The organism is Actinomadura sp. NPDC023710, assembly GCF_040639875.1.
GTDB lineage: Bacteria > Actinomycetota > Actinomycetes > Streptosporangiales > Streptosporangiaceae > Spirillospora > Spirillospora citrea.
Genome location: NZ_JBFAGB010000031.1, coordinates 1 through 19,127, shown reverse-complemented (window position 1 = coordinate 19,127; position 19,127 = coordinate 1). Strand labels below are relative to the sequence as shown.

General features: G+C 70.9%; 19 protein-coding genes. 8 read left to right on the top strand and 11 right to left on the bottom strand.

Going from position 1 to position 19,127, the window contains the following annotated elements; all coding sequences use genetic code 11:
• Positions 1 to 185: 185 nt before the first annotated feature.
• Both AB0H37_RS30840 and AB0H37_RS30835 read right to left on the bottom strand, forming a co-directional pair.
• Positions 186 to 1,166, bottom strand: a complete 981-nt coding sequence (locus AB0H37_RS30840; RefSeq protein WP_360616568.1) for an aldo/keto reductase — start codon at positions 1,164 to 1,166, stop codon at positions 186 to 188.
• Between the two features lie 32 nt (positions 1,167 to 1,198).
• Positions 1,199 to 2,038 carry an EamA family transporter gene (locus AB0H37_RS30835; RefSeq protein WP_360616567.1) on the bottom strand — a complete coding sequence of 280 codons (840 nt, stop codon included), beginning with the start codon at positions 2,036 to 2,038 and terminating at the stop codon, positions 1,199 to 1,201.
• Positions 2,039 to 2,072: 34 nt separating this feature from the next.
• Between AB0H37_RS30835 and AB0H37_RS30830 the strand changes: the two genes are divergently transcribed.
• Positions 2,073 to 2,555, top strand: coding sequence for an Lrp/AsnC family transcriptional regulator (locus AB0H37_RS30830; protein ID WP_329085231.1), 483 nt, complete (start codon positions 2,073 to 2,075; stop codon positions 2,553 to 2,555).
• A gap of 249 nt (positions 2,556 to 2,804) precedes the next feature.
• Here the strand turns inward: AB0H37_RS30830 and AB0H37_RS30825 are convergent, their stop codons facing one another.
• On the bottom strand, positions 2,805 to 3,257 hold the full coding sequence (locus AB0H37_RS30825) for a hypothetical protein (RefSeq protein ID WP_360616566.1): 453 nt from the start codon (positions 3,255 to 3,257) through the stop codon (positions 2,805 to 2,807).
• A gap of 352 nt (positions 3,258 to 3,609) precedes the next feature.
• Here AB0H37_RS30825 and AB0H37_RS30820 point away from each other — a divergent pair, with 352 nt between their 5' ends.
• Positions 3,610 to 4,173 (top strand): RNA polymerase sigma factor, encoded by a 564-nt coding sequence (locus AB0H37_RS30820; RefSeq protein WP_360616565.1) that lies wholly within the window; start codon positions 3,610 to 3,612, stop codon positions 4,171 to 4,173.
• Positions 4,174 to 4,175: 2 nt separating this feature from the next.
• On the top strand, positions 4,176 to 5,384 hold the full coding sequence (locus AB0H37_RS30815) for a CU044_5270 family protein (RefSeq protein ID WP_360616564.1): 1,209 nt from the start codon (positions 4,176 to 4,178) through the stop codon (positions 5,382 to 5,384).
• 59 nt (positions 5,385 to 5,443) lie between these two features.
• Here the strand turns inward: AB0H37_RS30815 and AB0H37_RS30810 are convergent, their stop codons facing one another.
• Positions 5,444 to 5,692, bottom strand: coding sequence for a hypothetical protein (locus AB0H37_RS30810; RefSeq protein WP_179837692.1), 249 nt, complete (start codon positions 5,690 to 5,692; stop codon positions 5,444 to 5,446).
• 129 nt (positions 5,693 to 5,821) lie between these two features.
• A complete protein-coding gene (locus AB0H37_RS30805) occupies positions 5,822 to 6,844 on the bottom strand; it encodes a DNA polymerase IV (RefSeq protein ID WP_360616563.1) in 1,023 nt (340 codons plus the stop codon).
• Between the two features lie 160 nt (positions 6,845 to 7,004).
• Between AB0H37_RS30805 and AB0H37_RS30800 the strand changes: the two genes are divergently transcribed.
• Entirely contained in the window at positions 7,005 to 7,457 is a 453-nt protein-coding gene (locus AB0H37_RS30800) for a pyridoxamine 5'-phosphate oxidase family protein (RefSeq protein ID WP_179837694.1), read from the top strand.
• A gap of 39 nt (positions 7,458 to 7,496) precedes the next feature.
• Here the strand turns inward: AB0H37_RS30800 and AB0H37_RS30795 are convergent, their stop codons facing one another.
• Entirely contained in the window at positions 7,497 to 8,354 is an 858-nt protein-coding gene (locus AB0H37_RS30795; protein WP_360616562.1) for a phosphotransferase, read from the bottom strand.
• A 250-nt stretch (positions 8,355 to 8,604) separates the two neighbouring features.
• Positions 8,605 to 8,973, bottom strand: coding sequence for a MerR family transcriptional regulator (locus AB0H37_RS30790; protein ID WP_218935419.1), 369 nt, complete (start codon positions 8,971 to 8,973; stop codon positions 8,605 to 8,607).
• A gap of 51 nt (positions 8,974 to 9,024) precedes the next feature.
• Here AB0H37_RS30790 and AB0H37_RS30785 point away from each other — a divergent pair, with 51 nt between their 5' ends.
• Positions 9,025 to 9,906, top strand: a complete 882-nt coding sequence (locus AB0H37_RS30785) for an NAD(P)H-binding protein (RefSeq protein ID WP_360616561.1) — start codon at positions 9,025 to 9,027, stop codon at positions 9,904 to 9,906.
• On the opposite strand, the gene AB0H37_RS30780 is transcribed toward AB0H37_RS30785, so the two are convergent.
• Together AB0H37_RS30780 and AB0H37_RS30775 are read right to left on the bottom strand one after the other, a co-directional pair.
• Positions 9,899 to 10,414 carry a hypothetical protein gene (locus AB0H37_RS30780; protein WP_360616560.1) on the bottom strand — a complete coding sequence of 172 codons (516 nt, stop codon included), beginning with the start codon at positions 10,412 to 10,414 and terminating at the stop codon, positions 9,899 to 9,901. The genes AB0H37_RS30785 and AB0H37_RS30780 overlap by 8 nt on opposite strands.
• Positions 10,415 to 10,465: 51 nt before the next feature.
• A complete protein-coding gene (locus tag AB0H37_RS30775) occupies positions 10,466 to 11,197 on the bottom strand; it encodes a TetR/AcrR family transcriptional regulator (protein WP_179837697.1) in 732 nt (243 codons plus the stop codon).
• Positions 11,198 to 11,315: 118 nt separating this feature from the next.
• On the opposite strand from AB0H37_RS30775, the gene AB0H37_RS30770 reads away from it, so the two are divergent.
• The gene (locus tag AB0H37_RS30770; protein ID WP_218935420.1) at positions 11,316 to 11,909 is read left to right on the top strand and encodes an NAD(P)H-dependent oxidoreductase; all 594 of its coding nucleotides are present in this window, start codon (positions 11,316 to 11,318) and stop codon (positions 11,907 to 11,909) included.
• A gap of 6 nt (positions 11,910 to 11,915) precedes the next feature.
• Complete coding sequence (locus AB0H37_RS30765; RefSeq protein WP_360616559.1) at positions 11,916 to 13,496, top strand: MDR family MFS transporter; 1,581 nt, start codon at positions 11,916 to 11,918, stop codon at positions 13,494 to 13,496.
• 80 nt (positions 13,497 to 13,576) lie between these two features.
• On the opposite strand, the gene AB0H37_RS30760 is transcribed toward AB0H37_RS30765, so the two are convergent.
• A complete protein-coding gene (locus AB0H37_RS30760) occupies positions 13,577 to 14,494 on the bottom strand; it encodes an NADP-dependent oxidoreductase (RefSeq protein ID WP_360616558.1) in 918 nt (305 codons plus the stop codon).
• A 258-nt stretch (positions 14,495 to 14,752) separates the two neighbouring features.
• Between AB0H37_RS30760 and AB0H37_RS30755 the strand changes: the two genes are divergently transcribed.
• Positions 14,753 to 18,112 (top strand): DUF4132 domain-containing protein, encoded by a 3,360-nt coding sequence (locus tag AB0H37_RS30755; protein ID WP_360616557.1) that lies wholly within the window; start codon positions 14,753 to 14,755, stop codon positions 18,110 to 18,112.
• A gap of 226 nt (positions 18,113 to 18,338) precedes the next feature.
• Here AB0H37_RS30755 and AB0H37_RS30750 read toward each other — a convergent pair whose 3' ends face one another.
• Positions 18,339 to 18,530 (bottom strand): hypothetical protein, encoded by a 192-nt coding sequence (locus tag AB0H37_RS30750; RefSeq protein WP_360616556.1) that lies wholly within the window; start codon positions 18,528 to 18,530, stop codon positions 18,339 to 18,341.
• Between the last annotated feature and the right edge of the window lie 597 nt (positions 18,531 to 19,127).

Sequence of the window (19,127 nt, the reverse complement as noted above, 5' to 3'; positions counted from 1 at the left end):
ACGCGCGGCGCATAACGCGGCCTCCGAACCTTGTCACCCATGTCCCCACCTGGCGGGCTTGCCATGCGTGGGCGTTCTCGCCACCAGCCTGCCCCGATCGCCGGTGGTATCGCAAATCACCACCCCTGATAGACGCGGAACGCCTCCGGAGCGTTCCGCCCCGGAGGCGTCCTCCGTCGAATTCGTCAGGAATGTCCGATGACCGTGTGCGGCCGGTACGGGGCCTGCATCCGCTCGATCTCCTTGTCGTCCAGCCGCAGGTCCGCCGCGGCGATCGCGTCGTCCATGTGAGTGAGCTTCGTCGCTCCCACGATCGGCGCGGTCACCCCCGGCTTGGCGAGCAGCCACGCGAGCGCCGCCTGCGCCGCCGGGACCCCCCGCTCCGCCGCGACCTCGCGTACGGCGTCCACGACGTCGAAGTCCGACTCTTCGTACAGGCTGTCCCCGAAGGCGTCGTTCTGGGACCGGACGGTCTTGCGCTCGCCGCCCCTCTCCCGGTTGCCGGCGAGCATCCCCCGCGCCAGCGGGCTCCACGGGATGAGGCCCACCCCCTGGTCGAGGCAGAGCGGAATCATCTCCCGCTCCTCTTCTCTGTAGAGAAGGTTGTAGTGGTTCTGCATCGCCACGAACTTCGTCCAGCCGTGCTTGTCGGCGACGTGCTGCGCCTTGGCGAACTGCCAGGCGAACATGCTGGAGGCCCCGATGTATCTCGCCTTGCCCGACTTCACCACGTCGTGCAGGGCCTCCATGGTCTCCTCGATGGGCGTCGCGTAGTCCCAGCGGTGGATCTGGTACAGGTCGACGTAGTCGGTGCCGAGACGCGTGAGGGATGCGTCGATGCCCGCCATGATGTGCTTGCGCGACAGGCCCTGGTCGTTCGGGCCGTCTCCCATGGGGAGGCACACCTTGGTCGCCAGTACGTAGTCGTCCCTCTGGCGGAAGAACTTCGGCAGGAGCCGTCCGGTGATCTGCTCGCTGACGCCCGTCGAGTACACGTCGGCGGTGTCGAAGAACGTGACACCGCCCTCCACGGCCCGCCGGACGATGGGCTCCGCCGCGTCCTCGGCCAAGGCCCAGGGCCGCACCTCCGGATCGCCGTAGCTCATCATGCCGAGGCAGATCCGCGACACCTTCAGACCGGTCTTACCGAGCCGTACCTGTTCCATGGCCTCTCTCCTCTCAACGTTCTGGACGGTGCTCAACGTTCTCCACGGTGCACCGCGACCGCGGCGATCACCAACCCGACTCCGGCAAGCTCCGCCGGCGCGGGCACCTGCCGCAGCACCACGAGCCCGGTCACGGTCGCGGTCGCCGGGAGCAGCGACACCATCAGCGCGTAGGTGGCGCGGCCGAGCCGCGCCATCGCGAGTTGGTCGCACACGTACGGGATGACGGACGAGGAGATCCCGACGCCGACTCCCGCAGCGAGCGCGACCGGATCGGCCAGGGCCGGCACGGCCTGCACACCGCCGATGGGAAGGACGAGCACACTCGCGGCGGACATCGCCATGGCCAACCCGTCGATGCCCCCGGTGTCGGACTGCGCGGCCTTGTGGGCGACGACGATGTACAGCGCGAACAGTGCGGCGTTGGCGAACGCGAAGACGAACCCGAGCGGTTCCCCTTCTATGCGCACCTCTGTCAGGAGATACACGCCCCCGACGGCCGCGCCGAGCGCCATCAGGTTGCGTCCTGTCCTTACCCCTATGGCGGCCAGGACGATGACAGGCAGGAACTCGATCGCCGCCACGGTCGCCAGGGGCAGCCGCGCGATCGCCATATAGAAGGACGAGTTCATCGCCGCGAGGACCGTGCCCCACACCAGGACCGTCCGCCACCCCTTGCCTGTGAGCGTCCGCTCCCCTGTGAACGTCCGCCATGGTCTGCGCCAGACCGCGAAGACGGCGGCGGCGCTCCAGATCCGTATCCCGGCCACGCCCAAGGGCCCGATGCTGGGAAACAGCAGCACGGCGAACGAGGGCCCCAGGTAGTGGAAGACCGCGCTCCCGACAAAGTACGACCAGGGCGGAAACGGCATGGTCGTATCGTCGGTCTGTCCGTAAGTTGGGGGAATGGCGAACCGAAGGGGCCGACCGGGCCGCGCCTACGAACCCAAGCCGCTCGACCCGATCGACCTACGGATCCTCACCGAGCTTCAGCTGGACGGCCGGGCGTCCATCGCCGAGCTGGGCCGCCGTGTCGGGCTGTCCGCCCCGGCCGTCGCCGAGCGCGTCCAGCGCCTGGAGGACACCGGCGTCATCACCGGGTACCACGCCACCGTCGATCCGGTCACGCTCGGCTTCCCGATCCCCGTCCTGGTCCGGGTGAGCCCGAGCCCGCGCGAGCTGAGCCGCATCCCCAAGATCGCCGACGAGGTCCCGCAGATCGTCGAGTGCCACCGCATCACGGGCGACGACTGCTTCTACTTCATCGCGCACCTGCGCGCCGTCGAGGAGCTCGAACCGATCCTCGACCGCTTCACCCCGTATGCGAAGACGACGACGTCGATCCTCCAGTCGTCCCCGGTCCCCCGCCGCCCACTGCCCCTGCCCTGACGCCCGCCTGCGACCATCGGACCGGCGGGCCCCCGAAAGGGTCCGGCGCGAGCCCGCCGCGAGGTCGAGGTCGCCCAGCGGGTGCAGGGCCTCTACACCGCCCCCGTCCTGGGGCGTCCATCACCAGCTCACCCGTGCGTTGGGAGTGGAGCCCGACTGACGGCAGTGTGGCCCCTCGCGTACGAGGGGCCACAGGGTGAGGGCCGTCACCGAGTGATGACGACCTGGTTGAGGGTCACGGCGCAGGCGTCACGCGTCCGCCCACTCGGCCGTCTGCATGACGTGCACGCCTTCGACCTTGTACTTCTTGCCGCCCTTCGCGTCCGGCACGACCTGCACCTTGCAGTTCCTGCTGCGGAACGTGATGCGGGTGTCCGAACCGAAGAACTCGATGGCCAGGCGACCGACCTCGGCCTCGACCTCGGTGGCGCTGTCGCCGGAGGCGGGCGGAAGGTCGACGCTGCGCTGCACCGTGTTCCGCCAGTCCCTCGGTCGACGCTGAACGGTCAGTCCCTCGACCACGAACCGCTTCGAGTCGCTGAACTGGTCGCTCGACAGTTTCGCGTGGTACTCCCGAGGAAGCTGCAGCTTGACGTCCGAGCCGAAGAACTCGCACGCCACGCGCTTGATCTCCTCTTCGATCTCGGCGGCGGTGTTACCGAAGACGGGGGGAATTTCGAGGATGGTTTCCGGGCAGCCCATGAGAGCTCCTCCTTCTGGGGCGACGCAGCCGTCGAGACGGCGTCGCCGATCTGGTTTGTTCTTTGCGGTTGGGACAGTCCGCGCGTACTCCGTTCCGGCAAGCCGGAGTGCCTGTCTCTGCGTCTCCGCAGTGCGCCCGAACGCTGCCGGTTGAGCCGCGCCATGGCCTCGAACCGATACTCGACCGCTTCACCCCGTTCGCGGCGCCGTGCCAGATTCGCTCCGCTGCGCGGGCCGTCCCGGATACGCGCGGCTGGGCCGACGAGTAGGCGCAACCGGGGGGCGGGCTTCGGGATAGAGGGGACGTCAGCACCCCCCGGACACGGAGGCCGCATTCCATGAAGAGACGCCTATGGGCATGGTGAGCCATGCCAGGGACGAGCTGGACGATTCGCGGATCGTCACCGCCTCCCTGGACGACCCCGAAGCGTTCGGCGAGCTGTTCCGCCGTCACTCGCCGCGGCTGCACGCCTACGTAAGGCGGCGCCTCGGCGGGTCCCTCGCCGACGACGTGGTGGCGGAGGCGTTCGCGACCGCGTTCCGGCGGCGCGACAGGTTCGACGGGCGCGCCGAGTTCGGGGCCTGGTTGTGGGGCATCGCCAGCAACCTGATCGCCAAGCACCACCGCCAGGAGACCCGTATGTACCGGGCGTTCGCCCGGACCGGCGCCGACCCCGCCGAGGACGGCGTCGCCGACAGGGCGAGCGAACGCGCCTCCGCGGCGGCGTGCGGCCCCAGCCTGGCGCGGGCGCTGGCCTCGCTGGGCGCACAGGACCGCAACGCCGTCCTGCTGCTGGCCTGGGGCGAGATGTCCTACGCCGAGATCGCGGTGACGCTCGGCCTGCCGGTCGGCACCGTCAAGGCCAAGATCCACCGAAGCCGGGCCAAGCTCCGCAAGGCCCTCTCCGAGGAGTAGACATGGATGAAATCGACGTCTTGCGGGAGATGCGGACGGGTCTCGCCGTGGAGGAGCCCCCGGAGCGGCTCGCCCAGCGCATCGACTGGCGGGACGGCGGCGCAGCGCGTCCCCGTCCCCGGCGCCGTCTACGGATCCAGCTGGTCAGCGTGGCGGCGACGGCCGCAGTCGCCGCCGGGGCGATCGCCGCCGTCGCCTCCACGGGGGACGGCGGCCCGCCCGGTGACCCCGGCGCGGAGAACACCGTCCCCCTGAAGGGCAACGCGCTGCTGGTCGCCGCCACCAATGCGCTGAAGGCGCCCACCGGCAGGTACTGGCACACCAGAACCGTCATGGGGGACATCTACGCGGTCGGCAAGAGCGCCGCGAGCCACTACAAGGTGGACTCCAGGCAGGGGAACGAGGCATGGTTCGGCCCGGACGGCAAGGGGCGCGGCTCCCACATCGAGTTCACCGATGTCCCGATCACCGCTCAGGACAAGCAGAAGTGGGTGGCGGCGGGGTCTCCCAGGATGGTCCCCGTCCCGGATCCGGAAGGCACGGGGCAGACCGTGTTCCTGGACATGGCGTCCGGGGAGGGGGCACCGAACTGGATGCCCTCCGACGACGACTTCGACGGCATGACCATGAAGGAGCTCACCGAGCTGCCCACGGAGCCGAAGGCGCTGAAGGAGGCCCTGCTCGGGCTCAAGGGGCACTGGCACGCGGTCTCCGCGGACGGCGAGAAGGCGGAGCCGATCCGCGCCCTGCGGGGGGAGGAGCGTGTGCGGGCTCTGAGTGACGTCGCCGGGGACCTGCTGTCCACCGCCCCGGCGCCGCCCAGAGTGCGCGCGGCGGTGTTCCGGATGCTCGCCGGCCTGCCCGGCGTCAAGCCCGAGGGCCGGACGACCGATCCGCTCGGCCGCTCCGGAACGGTGGTCTCGCTTCCGCTGACGACCACCGCGCCCCTCGGCCTGTTCACCGCCCCCAAGCAGCTCGGCACCTACCGGCGCCAGTTCATCGTCGACCCCGCCACCGGTTCCTTGCTGGCCATCCGTGACCTCGTGGCGAGGCCACCGCACGGCAGCCGGCCGCTTCCCCCCGGCGACAACGGCCGGCCGCGCGCGTTGAGGGCGAAGGACATGCCCGACCGCTTCCACAAGCCCGGCGAGGTCGCCGCCTACCGGGCCTTCGAGATCGCCGAATGGACCAACGCACAGCCTCCGCGCTGACTCCCCGGCAGTCCGAGAGGGGCCCGCTCCGCGTGCGGGCCCCTCTCGCGGGCCACGTCCTAAGCGAAGGCGGAGCACTCCACGGTGGCGCGGCGTTCGGTCATGCCCTGCTGGACCGCCGAAGTCACGCACGCGCGCTGCTTGTCGTTCAGCTTGGGCTGGCCGCACTCCTTGACACTGGAGTAGGTGCGGCAGTCCTGGCGCGAGTTCTGCTCTCCGGGGTCGGACGCCTGGGCGGCGGCCGCGCCGCCCACTCCCCCGATTCCGACCACAGCGGCGATCAGTGCCCCGGTCATGACCCTCTTCATCTGCTCTCTCCCCCGTCGCGTTCATCGAGCAACGACGGCCTTCATCCCCACCGCCAAAAACGCCAAAACCCGTCAAAAGGTCAAGAAAACGACGCCACCTGCCGACCATCCTCCGGGCATCTTCCCAGGTCAGCGGTTGAACTCGGCACGGACGCCCAGCAGCCGCACCGGACGCCGCCCGGTGAACCGGTCGAGCGCGACGAGGGCGGCCTCCTGGATCCGGGCCGGCTCACTCGACGGCGCGTCCAGCGTCCGGCCGTGGGTGCGGGTGATGAACGGGACGTACCTGACCTTGACGACGACGCGCGCGACGTCCCTGCCGTCCGCGGCCACGTCTCCGGCGACCCGCTGCGCCAGCCGGGCGACCTCGCGGCGCACGTCCTCCCACTCGTCCAGATCACGCTGGAAGGTGGTCTCCCGGCCGCACGAGCGCGGGACGTACGGCGCGTCGCTCACCGGCGAACGGTCCCGCCCTTGGGCGAGCCGCACCAGCCACGGCCCGATCGTGGGGCCGACCTCCGTGGCCAGGGCGTCGGGATCGGCCGACGCGAGGTCACCCACCGTGGCGATGCCGAGTCCCTTCAAGCGCTTGGCCGTTTTGGCCCCGATGCCCCACAGCGCGTCGGTCGACCGGTCGCCGAGCACCTCGAACCAGGTCTCCCCGGTGAGCCGGAAGACTCCGGCAGGTTTGCCGAACCCGGTCGCCAGCTTCGCCTGGAGCTTGTTCTCCCCGATGCCCACGGTGCATTCGAGCCCTGTCGCCGCCCGCACCCGGTCACGGATCTCCCGGGCCATCGCCTCCGGATCATCACCGTCGACGGCCAGGAACGCCTCGTCCCACCCGAGCACCTCCACCACGACGCCGAGGCTGCGCAACGTCGCCATGACCTGCTCTGAGGCGGACTCGTAGAGCTCCCTGTCGACGGGCAGGAACACGGCGTCCGGGCATCGACGCACCGCCGTGCGCAGCGGCAACCCCGAGTGGACGCCGTACTCGCGCGCCTCGTACGAGGCCGTGCTGACCACGCCGCGCTTGCTCGGATCGCCGTCCCCGCCGACGACGACCGGCCGCCCGCGAAGCTCCGGGTGCCGCAGCACCTCGACGGCGGCGATGAACTGGTCCAAGTCCACATGCAGGACCCACCGAGCCACACCCCCATTGTCCCTCTACCAGCGCGAACACCGCGACGGGCCCCGCCCGGCGGCCCTCCTGCTGCTACCTTGCCGCCATGACAAGGCAAGATCTCGGGCCCGAGCGGGCGGAGCTTCTGAGGGCGTTCGAGTCCGGGCTCTCCCAGCCGCCGGGGAACCGATGAGCGCCCAGCCCCGCTCTCGCGCCGAGCGCCGCCGCGACACCGAGCACCGGCTCGGCCACGATGTGGACCTCTGGGTGGCCAGCGCCTCACCGGAGGGTGCGCCCCACCTGGTGCCCCTGTCCTTCGACTGGGACGGCGAAGCGCTGCTGCTGGCCACCCCGGCGGACAGCCCGACCGGCAGGAACCTGGCCGCCACCCGAACCGCCCGGCTGGGGCTGGGCCCCACCCGCGACGTGGTCATGATCGAGGGCGTGGTCGAGGTGCTCGACATGGCTGCGCTGCCGCAGGAGCGGGGCGACCGGTTCGCCCAGCGCACCGGCTTCGACCCGCGCACCCTGACCACGGCGTACCGCTGGTTCCGCGTCACCCCGCGGCGCGTCCAGGCATGGCGCGAGGAAAACGAACTGAACGGCCGCGAACTGATGCGCGACGGCCACTGGCTGACCTGACACCCTGGCGAGTCTTCACCGGGCCTGGACGTCACGCTCCTATAGGCCGTCCACAGGGAAGAGCCATTCCAGTGCTGCGACGGATTTTTCAAGGTACTTGCCGTGCCCGGTCTGGAGCCCGTAGGCCATGTCCTCCAGAACGCCGCACCTGGCGTAAAAGCCCGCGCGTGCTGTGACGTCTCCGGCCTCGGCCCGGTATCCGCCCAGGGCCAGATCAAGAGCATCAGGTCCGAGGTCGCGGTAGAGCAGGCCGAAGTCACGGGCCGGGTCGGTGATCGCGGCATCGCTCCAGTCGATGACACCGGTGACCGTCCACGCGTCCGGGTCGATGAGGACGTGTTCGATCCCCAGGTCGTTGTGGGAGAACACCAGATCACGCGGGTCGGCCGGCGGCGAGGCGCCGAGGAACGCCTCCACGGCGGGTCGGTGCGCGGGCGGCACGGCTTCGACGATCGTGGCGTAGATCTGCGCGGACTCCTCCACCCACACCGCCATCGGCTCGGCATCGGTCTCCACCAGGTCCGCCATCTCGCCGACCGGAACGGCATGCAACGCGCCGAGGAACTCCCCGAGTGCGACGGCGACCGAGCCGGACTCGGCCGATCGTCGCAGTGGGTCCGCGTCGATCAGCGGAAGGCCGGGGAGTTTGAAGTAGGCCAGGCAGCCCTGCTCGGCGACCGTGAAGCTCGGCTCGGGCACAGGCACCGGTGACACGTCCGCGACAGCGGCGAGCAGGCGGGCTTCGTCGCGAACCTGCGCGGCCCGGTTCCCGGGATCGGACTCCTTGCTGAAACGGACGATCAGCTCATCGTTGACCTGGAAGGCGATGTTGTCCTCGCCCTCCCCCAACAGCACCACGGAGTCGACCCCGTAGCCGGGCACATGCGCGGCCACCATGTTCCGGACGTCTACGACACGGTCCCGTCCCTGCCTCACCACGCGTCGACACCCGTCCTGCTCTCGCTCTTCACCACCCGCCGACGCTATCGCTTGAGGCTCACAAAAGACCGACTTGCCCAATCAAGGTCAGCCTTCGAGCCGACACACCCAACTGCCGAGGCCTTCGGCAGACCTCAGACAACCCGCTTGAGGGTTTCGGGCGGGCAGACGTGGGCGGGGTGCTGGAGCCTCCCCATGGGAGGGTGGCTCAGGCTTCGCGGACGAAAGTCGCGCAGTCCGGGCAGTCGTCGAGATACCGATGCCGACACTCAACGGTGTGTTGCAGGAAGGCAATGGCCTGCTGCCTGTGGACGACTTCACTTTCGAGCGCGCCGATCTTCGCCCTGATGACCGCCTGCGCCGCCGACCTCGTCGGCGCCATAGCGGCGGTGACCTCGGGCAATGAGAGCCCGACCCGCCGCAGTTTCAGCACGGTACGCGCTTGCTCCAGAGCACTGTCGTCGTAGATGCGGTAGCCGTTGCCATCGCGACGCACAGTGAGCGCCCCGGCGTCCTCCCAGTGCCGCAGCACGTGGGCTTCGATCCCGAGTTCCGCGGCCACTTCCCCGATTTTCATCACCACACGCGCCTTGCCCTCATGTCGACCTGAACCCCTAGCGTCTCGATCATGCCTGACACCGCCCGCTCCGCGGACCGCCGGCCCGGCTCATCGATCCTGGTCACCGGCGCGACCGGCAACCTCGGCCGAGAGGTCGTCCACCGTCTCCAAGCACACGGCGCGCACGTGCGAAGCCTCACGCGCCATCAGCCCGCTCCACGCGCCGGAGTCGAGCCGGTGGTCGGCGACCTCGCGGATCCCGCTGTGGTCCGTGAGGCGCTCGGGGGCATCGACGCCGTCTTTCTCATCTGGCCGCTGCTTGATTCCTCCTCCGCTCACGGCCTGGTCGCGGAACTCAACGCGGCGGCACCCCGTGTCGTCTACCTGTCCACGACCGCCATAGACGACGAAGCCGCTCGCCAGAGTGATCCCATCGTTCAGGTCCACATGGACATGGAAGCCCTTCTCCACGGAGCCGGCCTGCGCCCGGTGGTCCTGCGTAGCGACACGTTGGCCTCCAACACCCGTGGCTGGGCACCCCAGTTGCGGGCGGGCGACATGGTCTCAGGGCTGGACATCGCGCGCACAGCCGTCGTGGACGAGCGCGATGTCGCCGATGCGGCCGTAGCCGTATTGCTCGCGCAACACGACCGGCTGGATCAGGGGCCGCACCTGTTGACAGGACCCGAGGTCCTCAGCCGCGCCGATCAGGTCGCCCGCCTCGGTGCTGCTCTCCGGCGCCCTCTGCGCTTCCAGGCGCTCCCGGACGACCTCGCGCGATCGCGGATGCTCGCGGACGGCCGCCCCGAGCCACTGGTGGAAGCGCTGATCGCTGCCTCGGTGCGGCGACCGGAGTCGAACCGCATCACCGATCACGTTGAGCGCCTTACCGGCCGACCGGCCGGCACCTTCGCGAAGTGGGCCGTGGACCACGCGGCCGAGTTCAGCTGACGAAATCGCGGCACGCCTCACTGCCATTGCACAACCGTCGATTCATCGCCCCGAACGGCGAAATACCCGAGGGCTCAGGAGGGACCTCCGCCGCTTCGGAATCGGCGCTGGCCTGGTCGTTGCGGCCGTCCGAGGCGCCCGGAGCGGCTTCGAGGACGTCGGTGACGTGGTCCGCGGCTTCCTGGCAAAGGCGTGGCATGCACTCTCGGAGAGGCCCGACGATGGCATCGGAAACGGTGCCGTACTCGACGAGGTGTCCCAGGGAGTGAGCGATCTCCTCCTGGACCACCGGATCGGCCTCTCGTGTGAGCGCATTGACGAGCGGCAACACAATCGAGGATGTGTCCAGGCCGGCCCTGCATGCACCGATGAGCAGATCCCCTAGATGGGCGGCCGCCAGTTCACGGACCTTGGGTTCTCCACTGGCGAGTTCCCCCGACGATCTGTTGATCGCGCCCGTCGCTTTCGGCAGATCGGCGTCGTCCTTTATGGAGGAGGCCGCCTCCAAGTCGCCGCCGGTCGGTCGCCGGCGTTCCCGCTCACACATGTCCAGGGCGTCTCAGCGGATGCTCGCCAGATGGGCGGCGATGCCGTCGAGGACGTAGTCGAGGCCGGTCTCGAACTGCCACTCCAGGGAGTCCTTGCGGGTGGCGGTGTCGAGGTAGCGCTGGAAGGTGGGGTAGCGGCCGGTTCGCATGTGCCACATCATCTGCGGGGCGAGGTCGGCGCGGATCTGGTCTCCCTCGGTCCAATCGTTCTCGTGCATCAGGCTTTTGAGGGCGAGCTCGTAGTTCATGGCGCCGTGGACGTAGGCGTCCACGGCGCGGAAGACGGCCATCATGGTGTCGGCGTGCAGGCCCGGGTCCTGCAGGGAGGCCAGTGAGCGTTCGGCGATCGCCATCCGGTTGGGCGTGAGCGCGAGCAGGGCCCGGGGCGACAGCTGCGCCAGCCACAGGTGCTCCAGCATCAGCTTCCGGGTGCCCAGTGCCAGGGCTCGCATGGTCTCCCGCCATTCGGCGTCCTCGGGCAGGCGCAGGTCGGCGTAGATGTGGTTGACCATCAGTTCCAGCAGCTCGTCCTTGCCCGACACGTGCCGGTAGGCGGCCATCGGCGCGACGCCCAGCTCGGTGGCCAACCGCCGCATGGTGATGGCGTCGAGCCCTTCCGCGTCGGCGACCGCGACGGCCACGGCCGCGATGCGCTCGGCGGTGAGGGTCTGCCGCGGGGCGGCGGCGGGTCGCTCCAGGCGTTGCCAGAGGGGCTCGCGGGGCCTGTCCTTGTCAGCCGCCATCGGGTACGGCCTCCCTCCCGGTCACAACGCGATACAACGTATCAGCAGTAGACAACGTACACACTGATGTGTACGTTGTCCGCCACAAGATACGTTGTACACATTCAAGGGGTTCGCGATGAACGACGACCGGCTGAAGGTAGCGATCATCCTCGGCAGCACCCGCGACGGCCGCTTCGGCCCGGCGGTGTCCGGCTGGATCGGCGCCCATGTGCGGCGTCGGGAGGACATGACCGCCGATCTGGTCGACCTGGTGGAGACCCCGCTGCCCACCGTCTTCCCCGTACTCGGCGAGCCGCCAGCGTCCCAGGAGGACGCCGACCTGCTGGCGGCGGTGTCACCGCGGCTGGCCGCCGCCGACGCGTTCGTCATCGTCACGCCGGAGTACAACCACAGCTTTCCGGCGCCGCTGAAGAACGCCATCGACTGGCACGGGACGGAGTGGCGCGCCAAGCCGGTCGGCTTCGTGTCCTACGGCGGCTTCTCCGCCGGCCTGCGCGCGGTCGAGCAGCTGCGGCTCGTGCTGGCCGAACTGCACGCCGTCACCATCCGGGACAGCGTCGGGTTCCAGGGCGCCTGGTCGCAGTTCGCGCCCGACGGCTCGGCCCTCGACCCGGCCGCCGACGCCGCCGCGACGGTGATGCTCGACCGGCTGGCCTGGTGGGCGCACGCCCTGCGCGAGGCCCGCGCCGCCCGCCCGTACGCGGCGTGAGGCCGCGTGACCACCTTGACGGACGTGACCGCACCGGCGCGTCCGCGATCCTTCCACCTCGGCGTGTTCGGGCTGCTGCTCGGCATGTTCCTGGCCATGCTGGACGGCCTGATCGTGGGCACCGCGCTCCCCACGATCATCGGCGACCTGGGCGGCCTGGACCATCTGTCCTGGGTGGTGACCGCCTACATGCTGGCCGGCGCCGCCACCACCCCCGTCTGGGGCAAGCTCGGCGACCTGTACGGCCGCAAGGCCACCTTCGTCACCGCCATCACGATCTTCCTGGCCGGCTCGATGCTGGCCGGGCTGGCGCGGGACATGCCCCAGTTGATCGCGTTCCGCGCGGTTCAGGGGCTGGGCGCCGGCGGCCTCATGGTCGGCGCGATCGCGATCATCGGGGTGCTCGTCCCGCCCCGTGACAGCGGCCGCCTGCAGTCGATGATCGGCGCCATCATGCCGGTCGCCTACGTCGGCGGTCCGCTGCTGGGCGGCCTGCTCACCGACCGGCTGAGCTGGCGCTGGACCTTCTACGCCAACGTGCCCGTCGGCGCCCTGGCCCTCCTGCTCATCGCCACCCGCATCCACCTGCCGCCCGTCGAGCGCGTCAAGGCGCCCATCGACTACGCGGGCGCGGCGCTGCTCACCGTCGCCGTCCTGGCCCTGACCCTGGTGGCCGGCTGGGGCGGCACCGCCCATCCCTGGACGTCCCCGCAGGTTCTGGGTCCGGCCGCGGTCGGCGTCCTGGCCCTGGCCGCCCTCGTCCCGGTCGAACGCCGCGCCACCGAGCCGATCATCCCGCCCCGGCTGTTCGGCGACCGCGACTTCACCCTCGCGCAGATCCTCAGCTTCCTGGCCGGGGCGGTGATGCTCAGCGTGGTCAACTACCTGCCGCAGTACATGCAGTACGTGCGGCAGGCGTCCCCGGCGGCCAGCGGCATGCTGCTGCTGCCGTTGATGTTCGGCATGCTCGGCGCCCAGACCCTCACCGGCCACGTCATCAGCCGCAACGGCCGCTACCGCATGTACCCCATCCTGGGCGGCGCACTGATGACCGCCGGAACCCTGCTCCTGCTCCTGCTCGACACGGAGACCGGCACGGCCACCGCCTCCGCCCTCACCGCCCTCGCCGGGATCGGGATCGGCCTGGTCATGCAGAGCACCCTGCTCCTCACGATCAACAGCGCCGATCCCCGCGACATGGGGGCCGCCACCGCGACGGTCACCCTCCTGCGCACCATCGGCGGCTCCCTGGGGATCGCTCTACTCGGCGCCCTCTACGCCGCCCGGATGCACGCCGGCCTGACCGATCGTCTCGGCCCCGCGCAGGCGGACCGGCTGAGCGCAGTGACGCCGGCGATGCTGGACGATCTGTCCGCGTCCGCCCGCGAGGCCGTCCGCAGCGCCGTCACCAGCGGCCTGCACGGCGTCCTCCTCGGTGCCGCCGCCCTGTCGGCCCTCGCCTTCGGCGTCACCTGGCTGATCCGTGCAGCCCCACTCCGCACCGACCCGAGCCTCACACGGCCAACACGCCAGGCACACACGTCCGACCCGGGGCCGTCATCGCCGACAGGTGCGGACGAGGCGTAGGAACAGCGAGTGTGGAGCCCTTCTGCCATCACCGCGACAGGCCCGGCTCGGGTGGGGTGCCGAGGCGGTGGCGTGTCCGGTCAGGGGTGGAGGACGATCTTGCCGTGCGTGCGGCGTTGTTCCAGTTCGCGGAAGGCGTCCTGCACCTGGGCCAGCGGGTAGACGTTGGCGATGGTCACTTCCAACTCTCCGCGGGCGGCCAGGCGGGCCAGTTGGCCGAGGACGGCCGCGCACGCCGCCGTGCTCTCTCCGGCGGTCTGTGCGCCGACCTTGGCCGCGGTCCCCCAGTCGCGGATCGTGTTGATCCGCTGGGGCCGCACGCCCAGCTCCACCGCCAGATCGACGTAGCCGGTGCCGAACGTGTCGATGAACGCGTCGACGGTCCCGCCGGAAGCCTCCCTGATCCGGTCGGCCACACCGTCCCCGTACTCGACCGGGATGACGCCGTGCTCCTTCAGCCAGGCGTGGTTCGGCTCGCTCGCCAGCCCGATCACCGTGGCGCCGTGCCGCCGCGCGAGCTGCACGGCAAGGGACCCGACGCCGCCCGCCGCACCGGAGACCACGACCGTGTCGGACGGTCCGGGGTCGACCGCGAACACGGTGGCGTACGCGGTCACGCCGGCGACGTGCAACGACCCGGCCACGTCCCAGGACAGTCCCTCCGGACGCGGGGTCAGCCGGACGTCGTCGACCGCGACGAACTCCGCGTGGCTCGCCCTGTCGTGGGTGAAGCCGAGGACCTCGTCGCCCACCGCGAAGCCCCGTACCTCCGGGCCGAGCTCCACCACGACACCGGCCAGGTCGGTGCCCTGCCCGGAGGGGAACGTCGCCGGCCAGCGCGCGTGCAGCCCTCCCTGCCGGATATGTGCCTCGCCGGGCTGGATCCCCGCCGCGCGGACCTCCACCAGCACCTGCCCGGGGCCGGGCACCGGACGCTCCACCTCCTCCACCCGCAGGACATCGATCCCGCCGTACTCGTGGAACCGCACCGCCTTCATCGCGTGATCACCGCTCTTCCTCGTTCGGCAGGCCCCAGATGGCCACCCCTTAAGCCTGCCTTCGTCCGGGCGGCTGAGAAACGGACCGTTCTCCCTAGGATCGACGGTCCGAGGTTGTGGGACGCCGTACTGCGGCAGGCCGTCGGTGCGGCGTTCCGCGTGGCAGCCGGATCGTCTCGCCCCGCCCTCGCAGTCCGCTCGCATCAGGAGATTCCGCGTGCGCCCCGGGTGTCGGGCGTCGTTGTTAGCCTCGCCGCCATGATCGACAGCCCTCGGGAGACTCTCCCCGACGAAGACGTGCTGATCGCGCCGGAGCGTTGGCGGAGCCGGCTGCATCCGCGGCGCGGTGGCATGCCCGGAACCCCGATCACGCTCGACGCGGGCGCGAGCAAGGCCGTCGCACAGGCGGTGGACGACGCGCGGGACGAGATCGAACGGACCCTGCGCGACCCCGGCACCGCACCGGTGCTCGCCGCCGCAGCGCGCGCCCATCTCGGAGGCGATCCGGACCCGTGCGGCGCGGCCGTCCTGTCGCTGGTCACGGCGGGAGAGTCGGTCTGGGCGCGCGAGCACCGGCAGTACGTGGACGCCTGGGCCTTCCGGCACGGCATCGCGTTCGCCGCGTGCGCGCTCGCCGACCGCTGGGGCCTGGAGGCGAGCCGGACCGGGGAGTTGCGGGACGGGCGGCGAAACAAGATCGTCCGCCCGGTCGCCGCGGACAGGAATGGTGTCCAGGGGCTGCCCGACGGTGCGCTGCGTGTTCGCTCCCTGCTGGCCGCCGCGCCTGGTGAGGAGTACACCGAGGCCGCCGAGCGGCTCGCCGAGCGGCGGACCTCGGCCCGGCAGCGGCTCCTGACCGCCTACCTGGTCCCGACGCAGGAGGACTGGGTGATGGAGCTGTGCGAGCACCCCGGCGGGGTACCGCGCGACGTGCTCCTCAGGTGCCTGGGCTCCTCCGCGCACCTCGACGTTCTCGGGAGGCTCGCCGCGCTGACCGCTGCCGACTGCTATGAGCCGGAGAACCTGCACGCGCTCGCCGACGGTCTCGGGACGGCCGCCGTCGCGCTCCTGGTCCCCGCACTGGACGAGCACCTGGACTCCCCGCAGCGACGGGACGCGCTGCTGGACGTGCTGGGCGTCCTGCCGTCCGACGAGGCGTTCCGCGCGCTGCTCAAGAGGCGTTCCGACCCGCACGTCAGCGGTGAGCTGATGGGGGCGATGAAGCGGTTCCCGGTCCGGGCGGTGCGGGAACTGGCAGCGGAGGGTGGCACCGACCTGCTCGACGGGCACGTGCGCGGCAACCTCGACGTGATCAAGGCCGCGCTCCCGCTGCTTCCGGAGGACGCCCGCGCGGCGGTCGAACAGATCACCGAGGACCTCGGTGCGACCACCGAGGCCGACCCGGCGGACCTGCCGGCCGTCCTTGCGGACCCGCCCTGGGCCCGGAAGCGGGAACGGCTGGAACCGGTGGTCATCAAGGGGCTTTCCGCTCCGGAACCGTCCGTCGCGTGGGCCGGGGACGGGCGCGACACCCGGTGTGAGTGGGCGCTGCCCGTCCCCCACGGATGGAGCCGTCACGGCGAGGTGCGCGGACCGTGGGAGGGACGGATCGCCGACTTCGAAGCGGGCCGGCTGAGGAGCGCTGAACAGGTTGCCCTTCTCTGCCTCGCTCCCGTCGAGCAGGTCCGGCATCTCGTCGCGGGCTGGTACGTGCCCAAGGACGGCTACGGCACCCACCAGGAGCCGGAGAGGTGGGTGCCGAGGATCGCCGAACGGTTCGGCCCGGACGCGCTCACCGTCGTCCTGAAGGCCGCCCGGAGCCGGCCTTCGGACTGCGGGCACGTGGTCGTCCCATACGCCGCCGAACCGGCCGCCGAGCTGGTCGCCGGCTGGCTGCTGCGCGGCGGTGCGGGCAGCTCGCACGCGGAGGCGTGGATGCGCAGGCACGGCCCTCAAGCCGTGCGGCTCCTGCTTCCCGCCGCGTTCGGCAGGCCGGGCAAGCGCCGTGACGCGGCCGAGTACGCCCTGCACTTCCTCGCCCGCGAGCTGGGACGCGACCGCGTGGTCCAGACCGCGCGCGAGCTTCGGGGCGAGGTCGGCGACGCCCTGGCGCTGGTGCTGGACCGCGACGCCGACGACCTCGTCCCGCGGAAGATTCCGGAGATCGGGCCGTTCGCCGACCCGGCCGTCCTGCCCCGGGTCCGGCTGGCGGACGGCGGGCGCGCGCTGCCGGCCACCGCCGTCCGGCACCTGCTGACCGTCCTGGCGATGTCACCGCCGGACGACCCCGATCCCGGCCTCCGAGCCGTGCGGGACGCGTGCGACGGCGAGTCGCTGGCCGCGTTCGCCTGGGCGCTGTTCGAGCGGTGGCGGCTCTTCGGCGAACGGTCCGAGGACGCGTGGGCGCTCACGGCGGTCGGGTGGTTCGGCGACGACGACGCCGCGCGGCGCCTCACCCCCGCCATCCGCGCCTGGCCGGGCGAGAACGGCCACCACAAGGCGGTCAAGGGCCTGGACGTGCTGGCGCTGATCGGCACCGAGACCTCCCTGATGCTGCTCGACGGCATCGCGCACAAGGCCCCGTTCAAGGCGATCAAGAAGCGGGCCGAGGAGAAGATCCAGGAGGTCGCCGCGCGGCTCGGGCTGACCGGTGAGCAGCTCGCCGACCGCCTCGTCCCCGGAATCGGCCTGGACGCGGACGGGAGCATGACCATCGACTACGGTCCCCGGCGCTTCGTCGTCGGGTTCGACGAGCAGCTCAAGCCGTTCGTGGCGGACGAGGACGGCCGCCGCCGTGCCGCGCTGCCCAAGCCCGGCGCCAAGGACGACCATGATCTCGCGCCCGCCGCCCACGCCGCGTTCACGCAGTTCAAGAAGGACGTCCGGACGACCATGCCGAACCAGGTCCGGCGGCTGGAACTGGCGATGGTGACCGGGCGCCGGTGGACGCCGCGCGAGTTCGCGACGCTGCTGGTGCACCATCCGCTCATGTGGCACATCGTGCGGCGCCTGGTCTGGCTCGCGGAGACGGAGACTGGGACGGGGGCACAGAGGGAGACGGCCGTCACCGCGTTCCGGCTCGCGGAGGACCGCACCTTCGCCGACGCCGCTGACGACACTCTGAGCCCACCGGACGGCGCGCGGATCGGAGTGGCGCATCCGCTGTCGCTCGGCGACACGCTCACCACCTGGTCGGAGGTCTTCGCCGACTACGAGATCATCCAGCCGTTCTCGCAGCTCGGCCGGGACGTGCACCGCCTCACCGGCGAGGAGTGCCGAGCCGTCCGGCTGGAGCGGTTCGAGAACCTCACCGCCCCGTGGGGCAAGGTCGTCGGACTGGAGCGGCGCGGCTGGCGGCGCGGCACGCCGATGGACAACGGCACCGAACGCTGGATCTCCCGTCCCGTCCCCGGCGGACTGCACGTCGTGGTCGAGCTCGACCCGGGGATCCAGGTCGGCTGGGGCGACGGCAACGACGACCAGGTCCTTCGCACGGTGTGGCTCGCCGACGAGCCCGGCGACCACCACGCCTGGAAATCCGGCTCCGAGCACCGGTTCGCCGAACTGGACGAGGTGACCGCCTCCGAGGTCCTGGCGGACCTGCGGTCGATCACCTGACCCCGCTCCCCCGAACCGCGCGGAAAGCGACCTCGACGAGCGGGCCGGTCGGCTGCTGCGCGGCGGGGCGGGGCGGGGCGGGCGCACGCGGAGGCGTGGCGGTGCGGGAACGCCCCCAAGCGGTACGGGGCCGACGGCAGGTACTCCGAGCTGCGCGTCACCATAGAGAAGCGCCCCCCGCACAGACGAGTACGGGGGGCGAAAGGTGTTGCGAGCGCGGGAACCGTCAGCTGTTCCAGTTCCGCGGGCGCGAGTTCTCCAGGGCTTCCGTGGCGGGCACACCCGCGTCCAGGTTGGCCTCCAGCAGGCCCTTGGTGGTGTCCAGGGTCTCCTGGAGGGACGGCCCGGACTCGGCGGACCCGCCGTTGCCGCTGTTGTTGTTGCCGCTGTTGTTGTTGCCGTTGCCGTTTCCGGACATCGGTGACTCCCGCTGTTTGATTTGCGCGACTTGTGATCGACCCTGCCTCCGATCAGCAGGGACAGTTGGGACTGTCCCTGCCAGGAAGAGGGACGCACGTATTTCGGTCCTACCGATATATGTGATAGATCCCACGCGAAGTAGGCCCGCTCCGTGCGGGCCGCCCTGCGGATTCACCTCCGCCGGTCAGGCCGGGCCTGCTCGTCGCTCCTCAGCGGCATCGCGCTCGGCGTGGAAGCGCGCGGGTGCCCTGGTGTCCCGCGGGCGGACGAGGAGGGCAGATCGTGGTGACCGCGCCTGCCGTCCCGGAGCGGTCGAAAGGGCCGGGGCTGTCTAAGGGGCCGGGCCGGAGCCTTTGCCTGCACCCGCGCGGCGGAGTCAGGGCCGCTGCCGAGGTGGTCGTGAAGCGTCTCTTCGAGTGCCGGACGCGGCCGGCGGGACGCTGACTCGGGCATCGGCGCGGCGTGCGTTCGTCCCTGTCACAGTGGAAGCGGGCCCGGCGTCGCCGGCGGAAGTCGACCATGCCGCCCTCGAACCGGGCGCCCCCGAAGTCGACCATGCCATCCTCGAACCGGGCGCCCCCGAAGTCGACCATGC